The following is a 16,667-nucleotide window of genomic DNA, read 5'->3' as shown; positions in this document are numbered from 1 at the left end:
AAGAAGTTTAGATGCAAGATACAAGTTCTATTTTCTTGTATCCTGCATCCAATTCAGAAATCCGGGTTACTTTCTGCCTTCAATAATCTGAGTTACCACCTCAGGATCAAGAAGTGTACTGGTATCTCCCATATTATCCAGATTATTTTCTGCGACTTTTCTCAATATTCTCCGCATAATCTTACCAGATCTGGTTTTGGGTAAACCTGGCACAATTTGAATTTTATCAGGCTTGGCGATCGGGCCGATAATTTTAGAAACGGTATCCTTGATTTCGTTGACCAAGTTTTCCTCCGTTCTATTCTTCATGTCACAGATTACGTAAGCATAAATACCCTGGCCTTTGACTTCGTGTGGATAACCTACTACCGCAGATTCTATTACCAATGGGTGCTCATTGATGGCATTTTCTACTTCTGCGGTGCCCATTCTATGTCCGGAAACATTAATCACATCGTCTACTCGTCCTAAAATTCTATAATATCCATCATGGTCTCTTTTGACACCATCTCCTGTAAAATACATGTCCTTGTAAGTGGAGAAGTAGGTTTGTTTGCATCGATCATGATCACCATAAGTGGTACGGATCATAGAAGGCCATGGAAACTTAATACAGAGGTTTCCTTCCACCCCATTTCCCGTGAGCTCATTTCCTTCCGCATCCACTATGCATAATTGAATTCCGGGAAGAGGCAAAGTTGCATATGCTGGTTTTGTCGGAGTGATTCCCGCAAGAGGGGAAACCATAATTCCTCCTGTTTCAGTCTGCCACCAAGTATCTACAATGGGACATTTTCCTTTTCCTATATGCGTATGATACCAATGCCAAGCTTCCTCATTTATGGGCTCACCAACTGAGCCAAGCACTTTCAATGAGCTCAAATCATATCCTTCGATAGGTTCTGTGCCGTGGGCTTGCAGAGCCCTAATGGCTGTAGGTGCCGTGTAAAACTGATTTACTTGATGTTTTTCCACCACTGCCCAAAATCTTCCTGCATCAGGAAAAGTAGGTACTCCTTCAAACATCAAAGTGGTTGCTCCTGCTAGTAAAGGTCCATACACGATATAGGAGTGCCCGGTAATCCAGCCAATATCTGCGGTACACCAGTAAATATCCCCTGGAGAATATTGAAATACATTTTCAAAGGAGTATTTGGTATAAACCATATATCCTCCAGTGGTATGAACAACCCCTTTTGGTTTGCCGGTAGAACCTGAAGTGTAAAGGATAAAGAGCATATCCTCCGAGTCCATTTCCTCTGCTTTATTTTCCTCTTTCTCTTCTTTGATTACATCATGCCACCAATGATCCCTTCCAGATTTCATGTTGATCTCCTGGTGGGTTCTTTGGTAAACAATCACGGTTTCCACGGAGGATTTCTCCAATGCCTCGTCGACTACATCTTTGACAGGAATTTTTTTATTTCCTCTGAAATTCCCATCTGCTGTTAAGATTGCCTTTGCCTGACAATCATTCACTCTATCAGCCAAAGCAGAGGCGCTAAATCCAGCGAATACCACAGAGTGAATGGCACCAATTCTAGCACAGGCAAGCATAGCTACAGCTGCCTCTGGTACCATAGGCATATAAATAATGACCCGATCACCTTTTCCGATTCCTTTCGCTTTCAGTGCATTGGAAAATTGGCAAACTGCGTGATAAAGCTCTTTATATGTAAGCGTACGTCCAGCTTCTTTTGGATCGTTAGGCTCCCAAATAATAGCGGGCCGATCGCCAATTGTATAGAGGTGTCTTTCAAAAATATTCTCAGTGATATTCAGTTTACCATTGATAAACCATTTGACATCTGGGTCCCGAAAATTCCATTTTAAGGTTTTAGACCATCTTTTTCTCCAATGAAAAGAATCTGCGACCCGAGACCAGAACTCCTCTGGCTGGGCAACACTTTTCTGGTATTCATACAAATATCCGCTGAGTGTGTGTAATCGATCGCTCATTTCTACTTTAGGTTTATTGTAAAAAAGGGCTTTTGCCCTGAATTTTTTCTAATGGGTCGGCTTTCCCGCTCCTCGGGGAATTCGAATTTCCTCTATCATTTCTTGTACGTCCTGAGGAGGTGGAGGGGTTAAGCTTGATACTAAAATACAAATTAGAAAATTGAGAATCATTCCCAGAGACCCAATCCCCTCAGGGGAAATGCCAAACCACCAATGCTCAGAAGTATTGAGTTCGGGACTGATAAACTTGAAATAAATGATGTAGCCCAAGGTGAAGACCAGTCCAGTTAACATTCCGGCGATGGCGCCTTCTTTATTAATCCTACTCGAAAAGATTCCCATAATGATGACAGGGAAAAAGGAAGCTGCCGCTAAGCCAAAGGCAAAAGCAACTACTTGAGCCACAAAACCGGGAGGGTTTACTCCAAAATAACCCGCCAATATCACTGCTCCGGCTGCGGCAATTCGGGCAATACGCAATTCCTTCTTTTCTGTGATGCCAGGATTATAAGTTTTTACCAAATCTCTGGAAACCGAAGTGGAGATAACTAATAGAAGTCCCGCTGCTGTGGATAATGCTGCCGCCATAGCCCCTGCTGCAACCAGACCAACCACCCAGTTGGGAAGTTTTGCTATTTCCGGAGAGGCCAGCACCATGATATCACGGTCTATATTCAACTCATTGGTTTCGGGATCCGGCAGGTATTGGACTTTTCCGTCTCCATTTTTGTCTTCTACTTGAATTAAATCAGTTTTTTGCCAAGTAGCAATCCAGGTAGGCAGCTCATCCATTCTCTTTTCCGAGGTGGAATTGATGGCATTGTAAATTCCAAATGCGGCTACCGCTGGAGCAGTGGTGTATAAAATGGCTATAAAGACTAAAGCATAGCCAGCCGAAAGCCGTGCATCTTTGACTCTGGGAACTGTGAAAAACCGCACAATCACATGAGGCAAACCAGCAGTACCAACCATCAAAGCCAATGTGATCATGAATATATCAGTCATACTTTTCCTGCCTGAGGTATATTCTGCAAATCCTAAATCTGCCAAAACACCATCCAGCTTATCCAATAGATAGGTGCCTTCTTCCAACTCTCCACCCAATCCCAATTGGGGAATTGGATTACCAGTCAATTGCATGGAGATGAAAATAGCCGGAACCATATAGGCGAAAATGAGCACACAGTACTGGGCGACCTGAGTGTAAGTGATTCCTTTCATGCCTCCTAACACGGCATAGAAAAAAACGATACACATTCCTATCACTACACCCCATTCAATCGGTACTTCCAAATAGCGGGAAAAAACAATTCCAACTCCCCTCATTTGCCCAGCCACATAGGTGAAGGATATAAATAAGGCACAAATGACTGCTACTATTTTTGCTGTTTTGGAATAGTAGCGATCGCCCACAAAATCAGGAACAGTAAATTTTCCAAACTTTCGCAGATAAGGAGCAAGCAAGAGAGCCAATAATACATAGCCTCCGGTCCAGCCCATGAGATATACCGATCCATCGTATCCCGCAAACGAGATCAGGCCTGCCATGGAAATAAAAGAAGCTGCTGACATCCAATCTGCAGCCGTTGCCATCCCGTTTGCCAAGGGGGAAACTCCTCCTCCAGCTACGTAAAATTCTTTAGTGGAACCAGCTCTAGTCCAAATGGCTATTCCAATGTAAACGGCGAAAGAGACTCCTACGAGTAAATAAGTCCAGGTGAGGATTTCCATGAGTGGGTTAGGTTATTCTTCGTTTACGTCAAATTCCTTATCCAGCCGATTCATGCGGTAGACATAAATAAAAATCAAAACCACAAATGCATAAATAGATCCTTGCTGTGCAAACCAGAAACCTAATTTGAAGCCTCCTAGCCTGATTTGATTGAGTTCTTCAACCCATAGGATTCCAAATTCAAAGGATACGAGAAACCAGAAAAAGAGTAGAATTAACAAGGTCTGAAGATTTTTTCTCCAGTAGCGTTTTGTATTTATTTTGGGTTGGGAAGGCATAGATTCTTTGGCTTTATAAATGCTTCAGCATATAAAGTAGCAGGTGAATCCACGTAAATGCAACCTGTTTTATATAAAAATTAAAATTTTTTAAAAAGTCAGCCTAGCTAAACGAAATTTTATAGCAAATATTCAGAGGCAATCGCTAAGGCTGCGGCAAAGAAGCTTACCAAAAGCTTGCTGGTTTGAAGCTTATGTTGTGGGCTGCTTTCGAAGAATATGGTTGTGGAAATGTGAAGAAATCCTCCTGCAACGAGCCCGTACAAAACACCGATTCCTTCTTTTTCCAAAACTCCTTGCTGGAATAAAAAGGCACTTGAAAACATTCCTAAAGGAGATGCTAATGCGAAAAGTGTTAATAGAATCAAGGTCCATTTTTTCGAAAGCTCGGATGAAAGTACCGCGGCTAAAGCAAAAGCTGCTGGACCTTTGTGCATGATGATTCCTGCCAAAATGGTATTCTCGCTATGGCCATGAGCCACTTCTTCTACCACACCCTCCATCAAGCTTCCATGGGATAGTAGGGTGCCTTCCAAAAATGCGTGGATAAATAGTCCAATCATGACAGTCATCACTCCTCCTTTTCCGGAACCGTGATGATGGTGAATATGTCCGTGTTCTATTCCGCTAGATAAATATTCTAAAATCTGCTGAAATAAAAAGCCAATCAAAATGTACAGTCCCATACTAGAACTGCTGTAAGTGCTGTCAAAAAGTTCGGGAATTATGTGGAGAATGGTGATGGAAAAAAGGTATGAGCCCGCAAAAACCAGTACTAGCTTGAAATATTTATCACGGAAATCCGGTGCAAAAAAGACCAAAGATCCCGCAATCATTGCAGTTAGAAAAAGAAGAATAAAGTTGGTTCCCATGCGAATTGATCAGCTTTTCCTTTCAAAATCCAAGAAAAGCTGGGTTTATAACCCTCGCAAAGGTAATAAAATTCAATAATGTTGCATTTATTTTAAATGCTGTGAATCTGTGTTCTTATTCCTGAACGAAGGATAGGTATGGCTTTAGGCTTTCAGTGGCATAAGTTCCATAGCTTCCATCCGGATTACTATAGATTAGAAATACTTCGATTTCTTTGATCCCTTCTGATAGAGCAATAGCCCTTTCAGTACCCATTACCATCATGGCTGTTGCATAGGCATCCGCAGTCATGCAATCATTAGCTAGTACAGTAGCGCTAAGCAAATTATGTCTTACAGGATAGCCAGTTTTAGGATTAATGGTGTGAGATATCTTGATGGAATCTTGCACATAAAAGTTCCTGTAATTCCCTGAAGTAGCCATACCCTTATTGTTTAAGGCAATAATGCTGTATAGTTCCGATGCATTGGATTCTTCTTCAGGTCTATTTACACCCACTTTCCAGAGTTCGCCTTTTTCATTTACTCCACGCGCCACTAATTCCCCACCTATTTCTACCAAATAATTTGACAATCCTTTGCTGCTCAAAAATTTGGCTACCACATCCACTCCTTGTCCTTTGGCAATAGCAGAAAAGTCTAGATATACGCCAGGAACCTTTTTTCTCAATTGCTTTGAATCAAAATCAATTTTGTCAAACCCAACCATTCTCAGCATGTTTTGAATATCCACTGAGTCTTTTAACTGCGGTCCACCAGGTCCAAATCCCCATACATTCACCAAAGGACCAACTGTTGGATCAAATGCCCCTTCAGTTTTCTGATAGATTTCTTTGCTTGCCTTCAACACTTGAGGTAGGAAAGGCAATTGAAAATTCAAAGAGTCTCCCTGATTGAACCGACTTAATTCCGAGTCCGAGATATAGGTGGATAGGCTTTGGTTGAAAACAACCAATAGAGAGTCAATAGATTTTTTAAAGTCCCGATTTTCAGTATCCAAATAGGTGACTGAGTAAGTTGTACCCATTGTTTGGCCTGATAAAGTCACTTTTCCAGATTGAGCAGCCTCTTCCAAGGTGATTTCAGGTGATTTTTCCCGGTTTCTCCAAGTGTAGACTACCACTACCAATAGGAGAAGAACCAGGGAGTAAATGATATTTTTTCGGGTATTTGGGCGCATTTCGAATCTATTTTGGACTCAAAGTTAAGGCTTATTTTTGCTTGGCCTGTCAATTTCTTACTTCAAAATTATGATAGCTCCCATGGCTATTTATTTGAATCTTTTGAGAAAAATTACTGCCTTTAAGAATTTACCAGGTTAACCTTGCTTTGGTAGAAACCAATGGTTTTAGATACTTCTGTCTTCTGTCTTCCCTCCCACTAATCAAAGAGAATTTGGTTGAGGGTATCATTAGGGATCATCATATTTCTATATTTGTAAGCTAGCGAAGAATCATGAGAGAAGATTATCTGAGAGGAGACGAGGAGCATTTGAGTTCCAAAGACAAGGAATTTGAAAAAGCACTCCGTCCATTAAGTTTTGAGGATTTTACAGGTCAGGCCAAAATCGTTGAGAACCTGAGGGTATTCGTTTTGGCTGCTAAAAACAGAAACGAACCTCTGGATCATGTCTTATTGCATGGCCCTCCGGGACTGGGGAAAACCACCCTAAGCCATATTATTGCCAATGAACTGAAGGCCGGAATCAAAATCACCTCAGGCCCAGTCTTAGATAAACCCTCGGATCTTGCTGGACTTTTAACGAATCTTGAAGAAGGAGACGTGCTTTTTATCGATGAAATCCACCGTCTCAATCCTATAGTGGAGGAGTATCTGTACTCTGCGATGGAAGACTTCCGGATCGATATCATGTTGGATTCGGGGCCTAATGCAAGATCAGTTCAAATTTCTCTCAGTCCCTTTACCTTGATCGGAGCTACCACCCGTTCGGGCCTATTGACTTCTCCCTTGAGAGCCAGGTTTGGAATCAATTCCAGACTGGAATATTATGATGCAAAATTGCTCACAGATATCGTGTCCCGATCTGCAGGGATTTTGCAAACTCCTATAGACGAAATTGCAGCTTTTGAAATTGCCAGAAGGAGCCGCGGAACGCCGAGAATTGCAAATATGCTTTTGAGAAGAACGCGGGATTTTGCTGAAGTCAAAGGTGATGGAACCATCACATTGGATATAGCAAAATTTGCCTTAAATGCCTTAGACGTGGATGAAAATGGCCTGGATGAAATGGATAATAGAATTCTGCTGACCATCATTGAAAAGTTTAAAGGCGGACCTGTAGGCTTGAGCACCATTGCCACAGCCTGCGGGGAAGAAGCGGAAACCATTGAGGAAGTATATGAGCCTTTTCTGATTCAGGAAGGATATATGAAACGAACAGCCCGAGGAAGAATGGCTACTGAACTGGCATACAAGCATCTAAAAATCAAGCCAGCCCAAGGAATGGGAGGTTTGTTTGATATATAAAATTAGGCATCATGAGCATCCTCAAATATTTCCTTTTGTTCTGCTGCTATAGAAGTTAGACTTGCCTAAAACCGATCACGAATCTTTTTTTGGAGATCTACTACTACTAAAAAGTGATAAGAATAATAGTTTTATTTTCAGGTGTCTTAATTCTGTCATCTTGTGAACGAAAAACTTCACCAAAGGCTTTAATAGAAGGTGCATCCGACAGTATCCCGATGACAGAGAATATTTTAAGATCTCCCATTACCCACGGGGATACTCCCATCTGGTACTACAATGAATCCGAAAATTTAATCATTGAGGAAATCGCCGAAACTATTCCGGAGAATCAGGTTTTTCTCAACGAATTAGCTATAGCAGACTATCCAAAAACGCCTGATAATCTGCCTGAGAGCTTTGTCCTTACCCAGCATGAAAATCAAATCGATATTGCCAATTATCGAAATGTGAAGGATTCAGTATGGGTACAATACAGTCAAGGAAAGCTTACATTCTTAGAATTTAAAAATTACAGCAATACAGATTTTAGGCTGGAGGATTTGCCAGTTTTCCAAATAACTTTGGATGATTACAAAAAGCGATATCCTGGTTCTTATAGCTTACGAAACTTATTCCCTTCTTATCTTTTTCAGGATTATAATAAACTAGATAGTGTAGAGACCATAGACCTGACTTTTCTATGGGTGGAAGGTGCAAGGATGGATATCATCTGGCTGAATAAGTATGCGGCGCATGTAGAGTTTAGGTTTTTTTGATAGGGAAACAGCTAACCATAGAAGTTATCTTTCTTCAAGGAGAATAGTTAGTTATCTATTTTGTTCCTAACCGCTTAAATAACTGGACCAGTTTTGTTGCCTAAACTTAGGAACAAAATGATCGAAGACTTACTTAAAAACGCGCGACTTTCTTCCGGTGGTCGAAAGCTACTCACTTCACAACAAAAAGCCTTTATTGTAGAAGATTGGGAAAGTTCTGGCTTATCTTGTCCTGAATATTGTCGCCGACACGGGCTGATCACCAGTCAGGTGTATAGCTGGCGTTCACTTGCTAAATCAGGAGCCATTATGAGTATCAAAAATCAAGGTGACCTACATTCCAAAGCTGAATTGGAAATGCTTAGAAAAGAGAATGAAGAGCTCAAGAAGGCTCTCGGGGAATCTACTTTGGATATTAAGATCCTAAAAAAAAAGTTAGAGATGGATCAACTTCGAAACAAGAAATTGAATCGTTATCCAGACAATTCGGAGTAAGCATGAATAGGATTATCAAGACACTGGGAGTCGCCAAATCCTCTGTATATTATAAAGCAAAGCCCTATCCTGAACGAAAAAGGACAGTGCGAAAAGAACTGTGTGAGCAGATGAAACTGGCTGTTGTAGAAATCACGGCAAAGAAATCCACCTATGGGGTACCCGGGTCAAGGCGCTGCTCAAACGGGATTATGGGCTCAACGTGACCAAATACATGGTGCACCGCTACATGAAGGAAGAAGGGTTGTTGATTACCCGACACCGAACCAGAGGCAGCAGCAGATCCCATACAGGGCAGATAGCAGTAGAAACACCTAATACGCGATGGGCTAGTGATATCACTTCGATTAAATGCTGGAATGGGGAAAAGCTCCGGGTGGCCTTTCTTCTCGACTGTTGTGACAGGTCCATCATCGCCTGGAAAGCAGGAAAACATATGCAGGCAGTTGATATTGAATTAATGGTTCAAGAAGCCTTACATATCCGCTTTGGAGAGAGTTTGCCTGAACCGGATACACTGCAGTTTTTACATGGCAATGGACCGGAATTCATTGAAAAAAAGCTCAGAGCCAGCTTGAAATCCTGGAATATAATCGATTGTAATACCCCAACCTATTCACCACAATCAAACGGGATGTGTGAAGCCTTCAATGCTACATTTAAACGAGATTATGTCTATGAGAGCTGCCTGGATAATCCAAAAACCGTACACAGGCAAATACAGAAGTGGATGAATGAATACAATACATATGCACCACATTCTGCATTAGAAATGAAAACACCAAATGAATTTTATAACTTTAAAATCGCTGCATAACTAGTCCAACTTTCAAGCGGAAAGGGCATTTTATCTAAAAGCGAAAAATGGAATTAAGGAAAGAGCATTTGGAATTCGAAAAAATCATTGAGAGTATAGTTGGACTTAGAGTTTCTTCAGTAAGTTATCATTCTAGGGTGGAGAGAATGATTACATCTAAATCCTTTCAAGAATCCCATTTTAAGCAAATTGATTCAGTCGATTTTTCAGTTTTGATACAAAGTCAGAATAATAAAAAGATTGAAATTTTATGGGATAGTTCCTTTTTTCAATACGGAGTTGGTATAAAGATAAATGAAGACAGTCCTTTTGAGAATTATCAAATTACAGATGTGAGTAATTCCCTTATTTGGAATAATACGATAGGACAAACTATTGAAAATATTACTGTTAATTGGGATGTAGCAATTGAAGAAAACTTAGATGGAAGTATTATAAGAAAGATTCTTTATCCTCAATCACTTGTTCTATCATTTTCCAATTCAAACAAAATTTTTGTTTCCGCAACTGGATTTTTAGAAAGAGATGATGAGCAAGTATATCCATACTTAGACAAATTAACTATTACCCAAGATGAAGCATTGGCAAAGCAAACTAGAATGATACCCCCATTTTCAGTGAAGGTCAGAAGTCAGAAGGGATGACTTACCATCAAATATTTCTGACGCTCTGAGGAATAGGGTATTAAGTTTATCGACAAGATATTCGGCTCACACCGAAATCGCATCCATGCTAGGCAGTAAAAGTTAGACCGTAGTAGGTGATACACTTCCAATGGAACAATTACTTATGGAATTTCAAAGGGGCTTTCCCCATCCCAAATTAAAGCTTTTCTTAGTAGTGGGATCCCAAGAATAGTAACAAATGCAAGATGGGGGATTCAATAATTTGTGGAATTTCAGGGAAAAGCAATAGCATTAATATATCTAATGGTACAAACCATGGAAAGATGATTACTTACTTATTAAACGCTTACAGACAAGAATAAATCTTGTATTGATTCATTGGGACCCAATAAGAATTCAGAATTTCGGGGTTTTTGCTCACAATGTTTATATGGAATATGTCAGATATATTGATCCAATTATTGAAGTTATTTCTGTGAAGATTGAGCTCGAAAAATTGCTTTTAGATTTGGCAACTGATGTTACCGGACTTGATATCGAAAATAAAAAATTAAGGTTAGAAATTGAACGTCTTGTTAAAAGGCTTATGGAGATTTATAAAGAAGAGGAATTCAAAAGATAATTAAAATAAAAGAAGCCGAGACTATTGAAGAAGTGTATGAGCCTTTTCTGATTCAGGAAGGCTATATGAAACGAACAGCCCGAGGAAGAATGGCCACTGAACTGGCATACAAGCATCTAAAAATCAAGCCAGCCCAAGGATGGGAGGTTTGTTTGATGTTTAATTAAAGAACAAGATCACTTTTCTTTCGTAAATTAAGTTCTTGAAAGAATTTTGCTTATGAGTATTTCAAACCTAAAATCTGCAATAATTTCCAAAGTCTCCTCTTTAAATGATGAGAAGCTTTTAGAGGAAATTAATAGAATTCTTGATCTTGAAGTAGATCTTGTCTCTAGTTATATACTAAGTTCAGAAGAAAAGAAATCAATTGAAAAGGGCTTAGAGGACATCCAAGAAAATCGAGTTTATTCCACTGAGCAAGCAGAAAAGCTGTTAAGGGAATGGTTAGGGAAATAGAGTGGACCCTTTCGTCCATTCAAGATAGGCTCGAAATCTATACTTATTGGAAGAATCGAAATAAATCCACACTATTTAGTGAAAAGCTAGAAGCTATTTTTCTCAAGGCAGCAAATATAATCGCTGAAAACCCACTTATTGGGATAGAGTCAGATTATGAGGGAGTGAGAGTGAAAGTGATGAAAGGATTCAAAATTTTTTACTCCTATTCTGAAGACAAAATACAAATACTCAGAGTATGGGATCCAAGGCAAAACCCCAGAAAGCTAAAAATCTGAGATAGCTTTAAAAAAAAAGGCCTAGAATAATTCTCTAGGCCTTTTACTTTACTTTTTCAGCGAAGCCATATCAATCACAAATCGATAATGAACATCACCCGCGATGGTGCGCTCATAAGCTTCGTTGATTTTTTCAATAGGAATTACTTCCACATCTGATACAATTCCATGCTCTGCACAGAAGTCGAGCATTTCCTGGGTTTCCTTGATACCCCCTATTAAGGAGCCTGCTAAACTTTTTCTTCCAAAAATCAAGGAAGTAGCGTGAATCTGTTCAGGAGTTGGCGGAACGCCAAGCAATACCATCACTCCATCAGTGCGAAGAAGATTCAGGTAAGCAGAGTAATCATGCGACGCGGACACGGTATCAATAATGATATCATAAGACCCCTTCAAGCGCTTCATATTTTTAGGATCTGTAGTCAACTCAAAGTGATGAGCTCCCAATGAATCGGCATCCTTAGCTTTTTCAGGCGAACGACTTAACATGGTAACTTCCGCTCCCATTGCAGAGGCAAGTTTCACGGCCATATGTCCCAAACCTCCCAATCCTACAACTGCTACTTTATCCCCTTTTTTAACATTCCAATGCCGTAAAGGAGAATATGTGGTGATCCCGGCGCAAAGTAATGGAGCTACCCCTTCCAAAGGAAGTTTATCCGAAACACTCAATACAAAATTTTCAGTGACAACTATGGAAGAGGAATAGCCTCCATAGGTAATGGTTTTCTTGTCTTGTAAGTAAGAATTATAGGTGCCGGACATTCCATTTTCACAAAATTGCTCCAAATCAGCCTCACAGTTTTGGCACTTTTGGCAAGAGTCCACCATGCAGCCAACCCCTACAGTATCACCAACTTTGAATTTGGAGACTTCCTGTCCTACGGCAGTTACTTTTCCTACGATTTCATGGCCCGGGACTACCGGATACATGGTAGAGCCTCCCCATTCATTTCTTGCAGTGTGGATATCAGAGTGGCAAACTCCGCAATACAAAATTTCAATTTCAACATCCTTTGCCCCGACAGATCTTCTTTCTAGATCGTAAGGTCCAAGAGGTTTTTCTGCCTCAAAGGCAGCATAAGCTTTAACAGTTTTCATAAAAAAGGATTTATGGTTTGAGATGGAACACGATGTGAGACAGATAAGTTTTCAACGTAAAAAGCCATCGGGTTTCGATGGCTTTCCAATTACTTTATTTCTTGAGCAGCTTCTTGGTCCAGATACCAGACCAAAGAGTCACTGCTGGGATTGACCATGCTGGCAGGGTAACTATTATATTCTCCCTCTCTTCGAATGACCTCCCTTACTTTTTCTTTTTTGCTTGCACCAGTGACCAAGAAAACAACGTGTTTGGCTTGATTAATTACTCTACCCGTTATGGTGACTCTTTTTTGTCCTGAATCAGGGTGGGTAGCTACTTTACAATTTCTGGATGAATCCCAGAGATAAATGGAGTTGGGAAAAATGGATGCGGTATGACCATCATCACCCATGCCTAATATCACCAAGTCAAACTGAGGTATTCCTTTTTCCAAAGGAAGCGTTTTATCCAAAAGCTCCGCATATCTCAAAGCTTCTTCCTCAGGATCATTTTCTCCCAAAACACGAAATACATTGGCTTCAGGAATGGATATCTTAGAAAGCAGATGATCTACAGTCATTTTATAATTGCTTTCTGAATCTGTGGGCGGAACACATCTTTCATCTCCCCAAAAGAAAAAAACTTTGCTCCAATCAATCTTATTTCTGTATTCTGAAGCTAAATAATCGAAAACAGTTTTTGGAGTACTTCCTCCCGATAGAGCCACAAATAGCTGCTCTTGGGATTGCACCAATTCTGCAAAATAAGCCGAAAAAGACTTGGCTACTTCTGTTTTATTTTCGAGAATTTTAATTTCCATAGCTCTATAGTAAGGTTTAAATTAGCATAGAATACAAAAGCCTGACTCGTCAGTTAGTAAGTCACCGGGGTTTCTCCAGCCAAAACTGTCTTCTATCAATTCATCTGAGTTTTTAGGCCCCCATGTTCCAGCTGCATATCCATAAGTATTGACAGATGGATTGTTTTCCCAGCACTCCAGAATAGGATCTACAAATCTCCAAGCTGCTTCTACTTCATCCGCTCTAGCATAGAGGGTGGTATCTCCCTGCATGGCATCCAATAAAAGACGCTCATACGCATCCATGACTTGGGCGGAATCCAAGTCTGAATAATAGAAGTCCATGTTGGCTTGCTCGACATGAAATCCGAGACCGGGAACTTTCACTCCAAATTTCAAAAGAACTCCTTCATCTGGTTGAATCCTTATGATAAGCTTATTATCCTTTTTGTAGACATCCTGGCTTTTGAAAACCTCGTGGTGTGGGGTTTTAAAATGGATTACTACTTCTGTTACCTTGGTAGGCATGGCCTTTCCTGTTCGAACGTAGAACGGAACATCTTTCCATCTCCAATTATCAACGTAGAATTTGAGGGCAGCAAATGTTTCCGTGGTAGATTCAGGATTTACACCTTCTTCTTCCCGGTATCCTTTGACTTTCTTTCCTCCAATTGTGGATCCTACATATTGGCCTCTTAAGGTATTTTTAATGATAGTTTCCTCATCTTTCATGATGCGCAATGATTTCAAGGCTTTTACCTTTTCATCTCGGATTTCTTCTGCATCAGAACTGATCGGTGGCTCCATTACGATCAAGGAAACAATTTGAAGCAAATGGCTTTGGAACATATCTCTCAATGCCCCGGACTTATCATAATATCCACCTCTTTTCTCTACCCCTACTGTTTCAGCATTGGTGATTTCCACATGATGGATATAGCGTCGGTTCCAAAGTGGTTCGAAGATGGAGTTGGAGAAGCGGGTTACCAATAAGTTTTGAACCGTTTCTTTTCCCAGGTAATGATCAATTCTATATACCTGTCCTTCATTGAAATAATAATGGAGCCCATCATTCAATGCTTTCGCAGACTTCAGGTTATATCCAAATGGTTTTTCTACGATCAATCTTCTCCAGCCTTTTTCTTCCTTGGTCAATCCTGCATCATGAAGGTTTTTGGCGATGGTTTCATATAAGCTGGGAGGAGTAGATAGATAAAAGATCAGATTTCCGTCTGTTCCATGTTCCTCATCCAGCTGATTGATTCTTTTGGCTAACTTTTCGTAAGAAGCATCATAATCAGTGCCTAGGTCTTCATAGTAAAGCTTATCGGCAAACTTCTGTACAAAGTCTTTTTCCTCCTTGGCTATTTTTTTCTGAAGAAACTCGCTTTCAAGTACAACCTTAGACCGAAACTCCTCACTTCCCATATTACTTCTACTCACTCCTAAAACCACAAAGTTTTCCGGTAAATGCTGGCCTTTGTAGAGGTTGTAAATGGCTGGAATTAATTTTCTGGCAGTCAAATCACCCGAAGCTCCAAAAATAATTAGCATTTGGTTTAGGGTTTTTTTCATCAAATCAGCGGGATTAGGGTGTGTTTTAGGAAGCAAAAATCTGAATCTTTCTCAATACTTTTTTGGAAAAAAGCAGGCATGCTCCGTAGGATAGGTTAATTTTGAATTCGAATCGTAAAAATAAGGCTTATTTATTTTAAACTTCGAGCAAATAATAGATTAAGCTGGAAAAAGCGAGAAAGCATAAAAAAGATGGAGCAAAAGCAATTTGATTTTGGACTGATTGGCCTGGGCGTGATGGGCCGAAACTTTATTTTAAACGTAGCGGACAATGATTTCAAAGCCTTTGGCTATGATTTGGATCCCGAGAAAGTTTCAGCATTGATCAAAGAAGGCGGTAATCCCGAAAGAGTAAATGCTAGCTCAGACTTGAAAACATTTATTGCTTCCCTTTCCTCACCTCGTAAAATCATGCTTTTGGTTCCTGCTGGAAAAATTGTTGACCAGGTGATTGAGGATTTAATTCCTCATTTGGATAAAGGAGATATTATTATTGATGGAGGAAATTCATTTTTCACCGATACAGATCGAAGAGATACCTACTTGCAAGAGAAAGGGATTCACTTTTTTGGTTCCGGTGTTTCCGGTGGGGCTGAAGGGGCCAGAAAAGGTCCAAGCATTATGCCTGGGGGGAATAAGGAAGCCTATGAGCATGTGCGTCCAGTTTTTGAAGCGGTTGCTGCCAAATACAAAGGTGAACCTTGTGTTGCCTACTTAGGTCCTAAGTCTGCAGGCAATTATGTAAAAATGGTTCATAATGGAATTGAGTATGCACTTATGCAGCTAACCTCTGAGATTTATGACCTGCTGAAAAAGGCTGGAAATCTTACGAATGACGAACTTCATGAGGTTTATGCCTCTTGGAATAAGGATAGGCTACAATCATTTTTGGTTGAGATCACTTCAGAAATCTTCCTTCAAAAAGATGAGTTTTCTGATGGAAGATTGGTAGACCAGATTTTGGATAAAGCCAAACAAAAAGGAACAGGAAAGTGGACCTCTCAAAATGCGATGGACTTGGGGATACCTATACCGACCATTGATATGGCGGTAAGTATGCGTGAGATCTCAGCTTTGAAAGATCAGCGAATCCAGGCAGATAAACTATATCATAGACCAGCTTTGGTGGCCATGGATAAGGATCAACTGATCCACCAAGCAGAACAGGCACTGTATTTTTCTTTTATAGTTTCTTATGCACAAGGCTTACACCAGTTGGCCGAGGCATCCAGAGAATACGGGTATGAACTGAATTTGGCCCAGATTTCAAAAATTTGGAGAGCAGGGTGCATTATTCGTGCAGGTTTGTTGGCAGATATTGCTGAGGCCTTTGAGGCGGATCCTCAACTTACTAATTTGTTGCTATCTCCTTCTTTTGTCAAGCAGGTGCAGGACTGTCTACCAGCGGTGAGAAAAACAGTGATATACGCTGCTGAATTTGGAATTCCAGTTCCCGGATTATTTTCTTCATTAAGCTATTTTGATGCATTCACTTCAGGAAGATTACCTTTGAACCTAATCCAGGCTCAGCGAGATCATTTCGGTTCGCATACCTACGAAAGAATCGATAGAGAGGGAATCTTCCATACCGAGTGGGGGGAGTAAGTTAATGGTAATTAGTTATTAGGAAAGCTTGAGAAAATACTCGCGGCGACGCAGAGGCGCAGCATTTTTTCTCCCGCAAAGACTGGAAGAGGCTAAGTATCCTCTGTGGTTTTTAAAATTGCTCGCGGAAACGCAGATGAAAAGTTATTGGTTATTGAGTAATAGGTTATTAGGGTCGTCCCCCTATTCCGATGACAGGAGTTCTAAGTCTGACTCTTTTAGCA

Annotated in this window: 18 protein-coding genes and 1 pseudogene; 11 read left to right on the top strand and 8 right to left on the bottom strand. The window is 40.4% G+C overall.

Annotated features, from left to right (window positions below):
• Positions 1–66: 66 nt before the first annotated feature.
• The 5 genes from acs to GYM62_RS16720 form a co-directional block, all read right to left on the bottom strand.
• Positions 67–1,959, bottom strand: coding sequence for an acetate--CoA ligase (gene acs / locus GYM62_RS16740; RefSeq protein ID WP_091653583.1), 1,893 nt, complete (start codon positions 1,957–1,959; stop codon positions 67–69).
• A 48-nt stretch (positions 1,960–2,007) separates the two neighbouring features.
• Positions 2,008–3,690: a sodium:solute symporter family protein gene (locus GYM62_RS16735; protein WP_091653585.1), complete on the bottom strand. Its 1,683-nt coding sequence runs from the start codon at positions 3,688–3,690 to the stop codon at positions 2,008–2,010.
• 12 nt (positions 3,691–3,702) lie between these two features.
• Positions 3,703–3,969 (bottom strand): DUF4212 domain-containing protein, encoded by a 267-nt coding sequence (locus tag GYM62_RS16730; RefSeq protein ID WP_219957249.1) that lies wholly within the window; start codon positions 3,967–3,969, stop codon positions 3,703–3,705.
• Between the two features lie 119 nt (positions 3,970–4,088).
• A complete protein-coding gene (locus GYM62_RS16725; protein ID WP_219957248.1) occupies positions 4,089–4,841 on the bottom strand; it encodes a ZIP family metal transporter in 753 nt (250 codons plus the stop codon).
• A 115-nt stretch (positions 4,842–4,956) separates the two neighbouring features.
• The gene (locus GYM62_RS16720; protein ID WP_219957247.1) at positions 4,957–6,021 is read right to left on the bottom strand and encodes an FAD:protein FMN transferase; all 1,065 of its coding nucleotides are present in this window, start codon (positions 6,019–6,021) and stop codon (positions 4,957–4,959) included.
• A 275-nt stretch (positions 6,022–6,296) separates the two neighbouring features.
• Between GYM62_RS16720 and ruvB the strand changes: the two genes are divergently transcribed.
• The 10 genes and pseudogenes from ruvB to GYM62_RS16670 all read left to right on the top strand — a co-directional run bounded on the left by ruvB (position 6,297) and on the right by GYM62_RS16670 (position 11,380).
• A complete protein-coding gene (gene ruvB, locus GYM62_RS16715; RefSeq protein ID WP_144606210.1) occupies positions 6,297–7,328 on the top strand; it encodes a Holliday junction branch migration DNA helicase RuvB in 1,032 nt (343 codons plus the stop codon).
• A gap of 113 nt (positions 7,329–7,441) precedes the next feature.
• On the top strand, positions 7,442–8,086 hold the full coding sequence (locus GYM62_RS16710; RefSeq protein WP_219957246.1) for a hypothetical protein: 645 nt from the start codon (positions 7,442–7,444) through the stop codon (positions 8,084–8,086).
• A gap of 117 nt (positions 8,087–8,203) precedes the next feature.
• Entirely contained in the window at positions 8,204–8,581 is a 378-nt protein-coding gene (locus GYM62_RS16705) for a transposase (protein ID WP_219956869.1), read from the top strand.
• 2 nt (positions 8,582–8,583) lie between these two features.
• Positions 8,584–8,787: a hypothetical protein gene (locus GYM62_RS16700; protein ID WP_219957245.1), complete on the top strand. Its 204-nt coding sequence runs from the start codon at positions 8,584–8,586 to the stop codon at positions 8,785–8,787.
• Positions 8,788–8,795: 8 nt separating this feature from the next.
• Positions 8,796–9,398 carry a DDE-type integrase/transposase/recombinase gene (locus GYM62_RS16695; RefSeq protein ID WP_255590410.1) on the top strand — a complete coding sequence of 201 codons (603 nt, stop codon included), beginning with the start codon at positions 8,796–8,798 and terminating at the stop codon, positions 9,396–9,398.
• 47 nt (positions 9,399–9,445) lie between these two features.
• Complete coding sequence (locus GYM62_RS16690) at positions 9,446–10,042, top strand: hypothetical protein (RefSeq protein ID WP_219957243.1); 597 nt, start codon at positions 9,446–9,448, stop codon at positions 10,040–10,042.
• A 352-nt stretch (positions 10,043–10,394) separates the two neighbouring features.
• Positions 10,395–10,646 carry a hypothetical protein gene (locus GYM62_RS16685; RefSeq protein ID WP_219957242.1) on the top strand — a complete coding sequence of 84 codons (252 nt, stop codon included), beginning with the start codon at positions 10,395–10,397 and terminating at the stop codon, positions 10,644–10,646.
• Between the two features lie 8 nt (positions 10,647–10,654).
• Positions 10,655–10,813, top strand: a pseudogene (locus tag GYM62_RS16680) (Holliday junction DNA helicase RuvB C-terminal domain-containing protein); the annotation flags it as partial.
• A gap of 52 nt (positions 10,814–10,865) precedes the next feature.
• A complete protein-coding gene (locus GYM62_RS16675; RefSeq protein ID WP_219957241.1) occupies positions 10,866–11,102 on the top strand; it encodes a hypothetical protein in 237 nt (78 codons plus the stop codon).
• Entirely contained in the window at positions 11,087–11,380 is a 294-nt protein-coding gene (locus GYM62_RS16670) for a type II toxin-antitoxin system RelE/ParE family toxin (protein ID WP_219957240.1), read from the top strand. The genes GYM62_RS16675 and GYM62_RS16670 overlap by 16 nt, the downstream gene beginning before the upstream one ends.
• Before the next feature lie 48 nt (positions 11,381–11,428).
• Here the strand turns inward: GYM62_RS16670 and GYM62_RS16665 are convergent, their stop codons facing one another.
• The 3 genes from GYM62_RS16665 to zwf all read right to left on the bottom strand — a co-directional run bounded on the left by GYM62_RS16665 (position 11,429) and on the right by zwf (position 14,838).
• Positions 11,429–12,481, bottom strand: coding sequence for an NAD(P)-dependent alcohol dehydrogenase (locus GYM62_RS16665; protein ID WP_219957239.1), 1,053 nt, complete (start codon positions 12,479–12,481; stop codon positions 11,429–11,431).
• 89 nt (positions 12,482–12,570) lie between these two features.
• Positions 12,571–13,284 (bottom strand): 6-phosphogluconolactonase, encoded by a 714-nt coding sequence (gene pgl / locus GYM62_RS16660; protein ID WP_219957238.1) that lies wholly within the window; start codon positions 13,282–13,284, stop codon positions 12,571–12,573.
• Positions 13,285–13,305: 21 nt separating this feature from the next.
• Positions 13,306–14,838: a glucose-6-phosphate dehydrogenase gene (gene zwf / locus GYM62_RS16655; protein WP_091653609.1), complete on the bottom strand. Its 1,533-nt coding sequence runs from the start codon at positions 14,836–14,838 to the stop codon at positions 13,306–13,308.
• Positions 14,839–15,030: 192 nt separating this feature from the next.
• Between zwf and gndA the strand changes: the two genes are divergently transcribed.
• On the top strand, positions 15,031–16,443 hold the full coding sequence (gene gndA / locus GYM62_RS16650; RefSeq protein WP_219957237.1) for an NADP-dependent phosphogluconate dehydrogenase: 1,413 nt from the start codon (positions 15,031–15,033) through the stop codon (positions 16,441–16,443).
• The last annotated feature ends 224 nt before the right edge of the window (positions 16,444–16,667 follow it).

The sequence above is a fragment of the Algoriphagus sp. NBT04N3 genome (assembly GCF_019443765.1).
Taxonomy (GTDB): Bacteria; Bacteroidota; Bacteroidia; order Cytophagales; family Cyclobacteriaceae; genus Algoriphagus; species Algoriphagus ornithinivorans.
This window is presented reverse-complemented; position numbering and strand designations above follow the sequence as displayed.